This is a genomic window from Bacillus sp. LR_5, from assembly GCF_042709275.1.
On the sequence record NZ_JAVAXX010000525.1, the window covers coordinates 1 to 2,172 of the forward strand.

Here is a 2,172-nt window from a genome sequence, read left to right on the forward strand (position 1 = left end):
GGGGCATGACACGATCAGGCACAGTCAGGAGCTGGATTGTTTAATAAATGAATATCACCAGCTTATGCAAGAAAACGAACATTCCCAAGGGATTCAAGGCCTTGTAAAGAAATTAGGCTTGTGGCCCCGCAGAGATGTTATGCCAGCATATGATGCAAATAAATAGCGGCCTATCAGATGCATATATAAAGAGAGAGCTTTTCGGAAGCGCTCTTTTTTTCTGGGAAAAATTCATATGAAAGAGGGAACTAATGAAAGAACTGGCGATTCTCATTACCGAAATGGTCAATCAATTTCATGATGCTTTTATTTCCTTATGCGGAATATTTGGCATTCATTTAACTGACAAAGAAATGCATTTTTGGGTGATCGGCATTTTTGGCATATTCTTTTTCAGCGTCACTCACGCTGTGTTTACATGGCTTTCTAAATGGAGTATGACAGCCTTGTCCTTTATCTATACCGTTACAGTCATCATTGTCATCGTATTTGCGATTGAGATTCAGCAAAAGGTGACGGGGAGAGGGAATATGGAGTTTTTAGATGCCACGGAAGGTATAAAGGGTTTTTTAGTATTTTTTATGTTTTTTATGTTTTTGAAAATGCTGTTGCGTTTCATCAAAATCCTTTTTTCTGGAAGACCAGCAAGCAAATCGAATGGCAATGACCGATCACGAAGATAAAAAACCCTCCTGACATGGTCAGGGGGGCTATGAAGCGGATACGGGGAGGGTGATCGTCACCTCTGTGCCTCTTCGCACTTCACTTTCAATATGAATAGAGCCTCCGTACATCAGCACGATCCGTTTACAAACAACAAGGCCGAGACCGGTTCCTTTTTCTTTAGAAGTAACAAAGGGAAGGAAGATGTGATCCAGCATTTCCTGAGAAATCCCTTCACCGTTATCCACAACTTTGATTATGGCTTTTTTATCTAAAGCTCCCAGGGAGATCGTCAGTTTGCCTCCTTCAGGCATTGACTCGAGGCCATTTTTTGCTACATTTAAAATCACTTGTTTAATATGATCTTTTGTACATTTTACGAGTAAGGGCTGCTCGGTTAAATACTGTAATTCGACTTCAACATTGTATAGATTGCCCTCAGAATAAATGATCGGCATAATTTCTCCGATAATGTCCTGAAGTGAGTTCAGCTCCCATTTTTCAGCTGTCGGCTTGCCGAGAACAAGAAACTCACTCACTATTTGATTGATGCGCTTTATCTCCTGTTCGATAATGGAGAAGTAAAGCTGATCTTCCTCACCTTTATATTTCTTTTGCAACAGCTGAATAAAGCCGCTTATGCCGGTGAGGGGGTTACGGATTTCATGGGCTGTGCTGGCAGCAAGCGTCCCGATCAGCTCTAATTTTTGCGCCTCATTTTCTGAGCGCTCCAGCTGGGTCTGCCGCTTCAGCAAATAATACAGCACGAGAATAAATAGGATATTCAGCAGAACAATAATACATGAAAGCGGAAGCACTAGGCTTTTCGTCAGTTCTTCTATGGTGACCGGGTTCGGATAGACTTTCATATTCCAGCTGATATCATCCAGATATCCGCTGACAGGTTTCTGATCCTCTGCATGAGAGGCTTGTCCGCTCGCAAAAATCATTTTCCCGTCTTGGTTCACAACTTCAATATAAACATCAGGGCTTAGTAAGTTAATGAGATTTTTCAAATAATCAATTTGAATAGCTGCGACAAGATAATCTGTCACATTACGTTTTGAGTCCAAAACAGGGACACAAATTGTGAAAATTGGCTGACCAGTAATTCTGCTCGAATAACTATCTGAAATGACTGTCTTTTTAGTTTCCTTTGCTTTTGTAAAAAAAGATCTGTCGGCCAGGTTTACTTTCGTTTTTAATTCGGTTGTGCTTGCGGTGACGTCTCCTTTGGCATTGAGAAAATAGAGACCGGAAAATCTCGGCTCTGAATCAAAGGTCTTTTCCAAAATTGATTGCATTTTCTTTATATCAACCGGTCTGTCGATGGCGATGGACAAGGAGGTCATTCTCGCCATTGTTTCTCCGATTAAATAATTGATTTTGTTGCGGTGAAGGTTTAGCAGGACACTTGCTTCTTGTTTATGTTCTGCAGCTATTGTATCTTTTTCTTTTTCATATACGAAAAAGCTGATGACGATTGCCGGAATCACGACCAGTATGATA

2 protein-coding genes and 1 pseudogene are annotated in these 2,172 nt (G+C 40.9%); 2 read left to right on the forward strand and 1 reads right to left on the reverse strand.

All coding sequences use genetic code 11. The annotated features are described in order from the left end of the window. Positions 1–166: pseudogene (gene spo0E / locus RAC86_RS38000) on the forward strand (aspartyl-phosphate phosphatase Spo0E); the annotation flags it as partial. Between the two features lie 85 nt (positions 167–251). Further along, the gene (locus RAC86_RS38005; protein ID WP_089172529.1) at positions 252–683 is read left to right on the forward strand and encodes a hypothetical protein; all 432 of its coding nucleotides are present in this window, start codon (positions 252–254) and stop codon (positions 681–683) included. Positions 684–710: 27 nt separating this feature from the next. Here RAC86_RS38005 and RAC86_RS38010 read toward each other — a convergent pair whose 3' ends face one another. Then, positions 711–2,171: a sporulation kinase KinD gene (locus tag RAC86_RS38010; RefSeq protein WP_377886889.1), complete on the reverse strand. Its 1,461-nt coding sequence runs from the start codon at positions 2,169–2,171 to the stop codon at positions 711–713. Between the last annotated feature and the right edge of the window lies 1 nt (position 2,172).